6 protein-coding genes and 1 pseudogene are annotated in these 6000 nt (G+C 68.0%); all 7 read right to left on the minus strand.

Features of this window, described 5'->3' with window-relative positions; translation table 11 throughout:
* Nucleotides 1-15 precede the first annotated feature (15 nt).
* Nucleotides 16-465, minus strand: a pseudogene (locus tag JOD62_RS14735) (GNAT family N-acetyltransferase); the annotation flags it as partial.
* Entirely contained in the window at nt 462-1562 is a 1101-nt protein-coding gene (gene aroB, locus JOD62_RS14740) for a 3-dehydroquinate synthase (RefSeq protein ID WP_204939981.1), read from the minus strand. The gene aroB and the pseudogene JOD62_RS14735, both read right to left, overlap by 4 nt.
* Complete coding sequence (locus JOD62_RS14745) at nt 1559-2101, minus strand: shikimate kinase (protein ID WP_204939982.1); 543 nt, start codon at nt 2099-2101, stop codon at nt 1559-1561. Before JOD62_RS14745 ends, aroB begins: the two co-directional genes overlap by 4 nt.
* On the minus strand, nt 2088-3317 hold the full coding sequence (aroC, locus tag JOD62_RS14750) for a chorismate synthase (protein ID WP_204939983.1): 1230 nt from the start codon (nt 3315-3317) through the stop codon (nt 2088-2090). Before aroC ends, JOD62_RS14745 begins: the two co-directional genes overlap by 14 nt.
* 4 nt (nt 3318-3321) lie before the next feature.
* Nucleotides 3322-4167 carry a shikimate dehydrogenase family protein gene (locus tag JOD62_RS14755; protein ID WP_271171564.1) on the minus strand — a complete coding sequence of 282 codons (846 nt, stop codon included), beginning with the start codon at nt 4165-4167 and terminating at the stop codon, nt 3322-3324.
* A gap of 4 nt (nt 4168-4171) precedes the next feature.
* Nucleotides 4172-5689: an endolytic transglycosylase MltG gene (gene mltG, locus JOD62_RS14760; RefSeq protein WP_204939985.1), complete on the minus strand. Its 1518-nt coding sequence runs from the start codon at nt 5687-5689 to the stop codon at nt 4172-4174.
* A 2-nt stretch (nt 5690-5691) separates the two neighbouring features.
* Nucleotides 5692-6000: Holliday junction resolvase RuvX (ruvX, locus tag JOD62_RS14765; protein ID WP_204939986.1), on the minus strand; the 309-nt coding region annotated here is incomplete at its 5' end.

Consider the following 6000-nt stretch of genomic DNA (forward strand, 5'->3'; position numbering starts at 1 on the left):
CAGGAATCCGGATCGCTGATAGGCGCGCTGAGCGCGCGCGTTGTCGACGTGGACGCCCAGGTGCAGGCGGGTGTCTCCGTGGCTCGCCGACCAGGAGGCGGCGGCATCCAGCAGCTGATCGATGAGCCCGTCACCACGGTGAGAGGGCCGGACGTACACACCCACGACGTTGCTGCGTGATTCCGCGAGCACATCGCCGTGGTAATCAATGCTTCCGGCAGCGGCACGCAGGACCGTCACCGAGCCGACCCAGCCTTCTCCATCCTCCGCGATGAACTGCGCGGCGGCATCTCCCGACGCCGAGTTGCTGGCGCGCTCCTGCCAGAACTCGTCGGGCTGGAGCGAGGCGTTCTCCCACGTCTCGAGAAAGGCCACATCTGCTGCAGGATCGCGCAGGGCCTCCAGGCGCAGGGCGCGCACGGCGGACCATTCGTCAGCCCGAATCCGGCGCACCACGGTGCTCATGCACCGACCTCCTGATAGGCCGCGAACAGCAGCGACTCATCCGGAGCCTGCAGAACGGTCGGCTTCGCGATGTCATCGAGGACGATGAAACGCAGCATGCCGCCGCGGCTCTTCTTGTCACGCTGCATCGTCGACAGGAGCGTCGCCCACGCGCCGCTGCGATAGCTCGTCGGCAGCCCCAGCGACTCGAGTACGTCGCGGTGACGCTGCACGGCCGCATCCGGAAGCCGGCCCGCGAGACGCGAGAGCTCTGCCGCGAACATCATGCCGATCGAGATCGCTGCGCCGTGACGCCAGCGGTAGCGCTCCGCGTGCTCGATCGCATGCCCCAGCGTGTGACCGTAGTTGAGGATCTCGCGCTGACCCGCCTCACGGAAGTCATTCGAGACGACCTGCGCCTTCATGTCGATCGCGAGTTCGATCGTGCGACGGAACTCCTGCGTGGTCGTGTCCACGGCGCGTGCGGGGTCTGCTTCGATGATGTCCAGAATCTCCGGCGCCCAGATGAAGCCCGCCTTCACGACTTCGGCATAGCCCGCCGTCGCCTCGTTCGCGCTGAGGCTCCCGAACTCGTCGAGATCGCCGATGACGGCACGCGGGGCCCAGAAGGCACCGACGAGATTCTTGCCCTCGTTCGTGTTGATGCCGGTTTTGCCGCCGATCGCGGCATCGACGAGACCGAGCACCGTGGTCGGCACCTGCACGACCTGGATGCCCCGCAGCCATGTGGCCGCGACGAAGCCGGCGACATCGGTCACCGCACCGCCGCCGTAACCGATCACCGCGTCGGTACGGGTGAAGTCGGACTGCCCCATGATCTGCCAGCAGAACGCCGCGACCTCGATGCGTTTTCCGGACTCCGCGTCCGGGATCTCCGCGAGCAGGACCTCGCGAGGACCGTTGCTCGTATCCGAGACGAGTCGATCACGCAGTTCAGCCGCACGGTCGGCGAGCGTCGGCGGGTGCACGACGAGGACTTTGCGCACGGCGGGGTCGAGTGCCCCGGAGACGCGGTCCAGGATGCTGCGTCCCACGACGATCTCATAGGGGGCAGCGCCTGCCGTCTTCACGGTGAAGGTCGAAGTCTGCGCGCTCATTCGCGTCCTCTCATCCAGTTCACGACCTGCTCCGCAACGCGCTGCATCGGCGTGCGGGATGTGTCGAAAGTCTCATCGGCGACCTCGTCGTACCAGCCGCGTCGGGCATCGGCGATGCGCGACCACTCGGCGACAGGGTCGTCTCCGGCCAGGAGTGGCCGTGTGGTGTCCGCGATGCGGGCGGCGACCGCTTCGGTGCTGACGGTCAAGTGCGCGACGGGCACCGTGCGCAGCAGGTCCCGCGTCGCAGGGGTCACGACCGCGCCACCGCCGAGCGACACGACGCCGCCCCGCGTGACCGCCTCCGCGACAGCCTCCGCCTCCCACGCCCGGAACTGCGCCTCACCGTGCGTCGCGAAGATCTCCGGGATCGCACCGTGCGCAGCCGCGATCACCTTGTCCGTGTCGACGAAACGCAGACCCAGCGCCTTCGCGACACGACGACCGACGCTCGTCTTCCCGGCGCCCATCGGGCCCACGAGAACAAGCACGTCACCCGTGGTGGATGGCGTCGACTCGGCAGGATCAGGCGAGCTCATCGTGCAGGATCAGCGCCTCGTCCGACGCGGATGCCGTGCGCAGCTCGGCCGGGATCGCCGCGAGGTAGGCGTCGAAGTTGCGACGAGTCTCTGCGACGCTGTCTCCCCCGAACTTCTCCAGCACCGAGTTGGCCAGCTCAATCGCCACCATCGCCTCGGCCACGACACCGGCAGCCGGAACCGCGCAGACATCGGAGCGCTGGTGGTGCGCGGATGCCGCCTCGCCGGAGGTGACATCGATCGTGCGCAGAGCGTGGGGAACGGTCGCGATGGGCTTCATGCCGGCACGGACCCGCAGCACGGTGCCCGTGGACATGCCGCCCTCGGTTCCGCCGGCGCGGTCGGACCCGCGAGTGATGCCGTTCTCGGCGACGAAGAGCTCATCGTGCGCAGCCGATCCACGGCGGCGCGTGGTCTCGAAGCCGTCGCCGACCTCGACGCCCTTGATCGCCTGGATGCTCATGAGCGCGTAGGCAAGACGTGCGTCGAGTCGACGGTCCCAGTGCACATGCGATCCGAGTCCGGGCGGGAGGCCGTAGGCGAGAACCTCGACGATGCCGCCGAGTGTGTCGCCGTCCTTGCGGGCCGAGGCCACCTCTTCGACCATCAGCGCCGAGGTCGCGGGGTCGAAGCAGCGCAGCGGATCGGCGTCGAGAGTTGCGACGTCGTCGGGACCCGGAAGCGGGGAACCGTCCGGAACGCGCACCGGCCCGATCGAGAGCGTGTGGCTGACCAGCCGAATGCCGAGCTCGCCGAGGAACGCGCGAGCCAGTGCGCCGAGTGCGACGCGGGCCGCGGTCTCGCGGGCGCTCGCACGCTCGAGAATGGGTCGGGCCTCGTCGAAGCCGTACTTCTGCATGCCCACGAGGTCAGCGTGACCAGGACGCGGGCGCGTCAGGGGCGCGCTGCGACCGCGCGAGCGATCGGTCAACTCGACCGGCTCGGGGTTCATGACCTCGATCCACTTAGGCCATTCGGTGTTGCCGATGCGCAGCGCGATCGGGCTGCCCAGGCTGCGACCATGGCGGACGCCGCCGGAGATCGTGAGGGCATCAGCCTCGAACTTCATCCGCGATCCGCGGCCATCGCCGAGCTTGCGCCGAGCCAGGTCGGCCTGAATCGCCTCCGAGGACAGCGGGACTCCCGCCGGGAGTCCTTCCATGACGGCAATGAGTTCGGGACCGTGCGATTCGCCGGCCGTGAGCACGCGGAGCATTCCTCTAGTCTCCCATGACGGCCGCGCGCATTTCGGCCACGACCGTTTCTTCGTCATCCAGGATAGCGAGGGGGTCTCCGTGCAGGAAGATGCGCACCTGCACGACCGCCTGATGCAGCAGCATCCCGATGCCGGAGAGTCGCGGCGCGTCTGTCCACTGCTCCGCAAGTGCCGAGGGCCAGGGCGCGTACGCCGCATCGAACAGTGCACCGCCCGCGTCGCCGAGCGCACGCGAGATCGCAGGCTCCAGACGGATGCCACTGGGCAGTGTCGCGATCGTCACATCGACCGTCGAATGTGACGCGTCGAATGCGGATCCGTCGACCGCGACCCCGATCTCCTCGCCGAGTGCGCGCAGCGACGTCACTGCCTCGGGGCGTCGCGCGACGACATCGATCCGCGTCGCACCGAGTTCGGCGAGGGCGAGGATGGCGGATGCTGCGGTGGCCCCCGCGCCGAGGATGCGCGCGCGCGGACTCTCCTGCAGACCGCCTTCACGCAGCGCCGCAACGAGTCCGGCGATGTCCGTGTTGAAGCCGTGTCCGCGCAGCGGGCCGTTCACCAGCAGGGTGTTGACAGCACCCGTGAGCGTTGCCGCGCGGTCACGCGTGTGGGCCCAGCGGAACGCTTCCTCCTTCAGCGGCATCGTCAGCGAGAGCCCTCGCCAGGAGCCGTCCAGTCCGGTGATCGCCGCAGAGAACGCCTCCGCCGCCACCTGACGACGCGTGTACGACCAGTCCAGACCGAGCGCGCGATACGCGGCGCTGTGCAGCTGAGGGGAACGGCTGTGCGAAACGGGGTCGCCCCAGACTGCCAGGCGCGTCGCTGTCTCGATGGCCACCTCGGTCACGGCGTCAGCACCCGGAATCGGGGTTCTCAGAACACCACTGCTGCATCTGCTCGACATACACGAGGTGCTCGTCGTAGGTGTTCGTGAAGATCGTCTCGCCCGTGTCCATGTTGACGGTCACGAAGTAGAACCATGGCCCGTCGACCGGGTGCATCGCCGCGTCGATGGCGAGGTCGCCGGCGCTCGCGATCGGCCCCACAGGGAGTCCGGGATACATGTACGTGTTCCAGCCGTTGTCGTCGTTGCGAGCCTCCTCCGACGTGCTCGCTTCCCCCTGGTGCAGCTGGCCGTAGCCGTACTGCACGGTCGAGTCCATCTCGAGGCGGCCGCCAGTCTCGGCGTTGTCGGGGCCGAGCCGGTTCTGGATCACTCGGGAGACCTTGTAGAAGTCCTCTTCGTACCGGGCTTCGCGCTGGATGATCGAGGCGATTGTGAGGATGCGCTGCTCGTCACCGGCGGGGACACCGGCTGCTGCCAGCGATTCGCGCGTGCGCTCGACCATCGCGGCGATGACCTCCGTCGCCGGCGTGCCAGCTTCGAAGGTGTCGTACAGTGCCGGGAACAGCCAGCCTTCGAGCGTCGGCGCGGTCACGCCGTAGACGCTCGGGTCTGCGACAGCTGCTTCGAGATCCGCCATCGGGATGTCCAGGCTCTCGGAGAGGATCGGGAGGATGGCCGCGATCGAGAGCCCCTCCCGGATGAGCGCGGAGTTCTCCAGCTTGTTCGCGGGATCGTCAAGCGCAGCCAGGGCCGCGGCAGCCGTCATCTTCGTCTGCAGTCGGTACACCCCCGGGTAGAACGTCTTCGCGATGTTCTCCTTCACGAGCATGTCGTAGAAGACGTCTGAAGTCTTCGTCACGCCTGCGCGGTACAGGGCCGCGGACACCTCGCTCCCTGTGTCACCGCTGGAGATCGTCACGAGGGTCTCCCCCGTCGCGATGCCCTCCTCGTAGTCTTTGGGCTCACCCCAGCCCATGACCTCGCTGATGCGATCGCCGTAGACGTTCCACACCGCGACGCCACCTGCGACGGCGCCGCCGAGCAGCACGAGCAGGATGATCAGCGCGATCAGACAGCCCTTCTTGCGCGAGCGACGACGCGGCTCCGTGCTCGTCGGCGTGGTGCCTTCGCGGTGGAAGAGGTCGTCGAGCGTCGCGCCGGATGGCGCCGCATCACTCGAAGCCGAAGGACCCGGTTCCGAGGCCAGAGGCCACGCGACCGCCTCGGGAGTGCTCGTCGGCGAGGCCTCGACACGATCCGTGTGCGCGCTGGAGGGAGCCGGAGCCACGATCTCCTGTGCGCCGGTGTCACGCGCCGCCGCCTCTCGCGCTGCCCGACGGGATCCGGGGACGGGTGCGTCCTCGCTGTCGCGCCCTTCCGAAGCAGCCCGCGCAGCCGCTGCCGTTGGGGCATCGGGAAGTGCACTCTTCGCCTGCTGCGTGACCGGATCTGGCAGGTTCTCAAAAAGATCAGCGATCGGGTCTTTGCTGTCGTCAGACGGCGCGGCAGAACGGTCGGGCATGTTCAGGCGGACTCCTCGTCGAGCGAAACCTCCGGACCGGCCGGGTTGCCGGTGCGTTTCTCGGTGTCGATCGCGTGCTGCAGCAGCACCACCGCGGCGACCTGATCCACAATGCCACGGGAGCCCCGCTGAGTGCGACCCGACGAACGTAATGCAGCGTGCGCCGTCACCGTACTCAATCGCTCGTCCACCAGAATGGCCGGTCGACCTGAAGCTCGGCTGAGTTCCCGTGCGAAACGTCGCGCATCAGCGGTCGATTCGGTGTCTTCTCCCCGCATGTTGATCGGCAATCCGACCACAAACTCCATCGG

This window comes from Microbacterium keratanolyticum, assembly GCF_016907255.1.
Taxonomy (GTDB): Bacteria; Actinomycetota; Actinomycetes; order Actinomycetales; family Microbacteriaceae; genus Microbacterium; species Microbacterium keratanolyticum.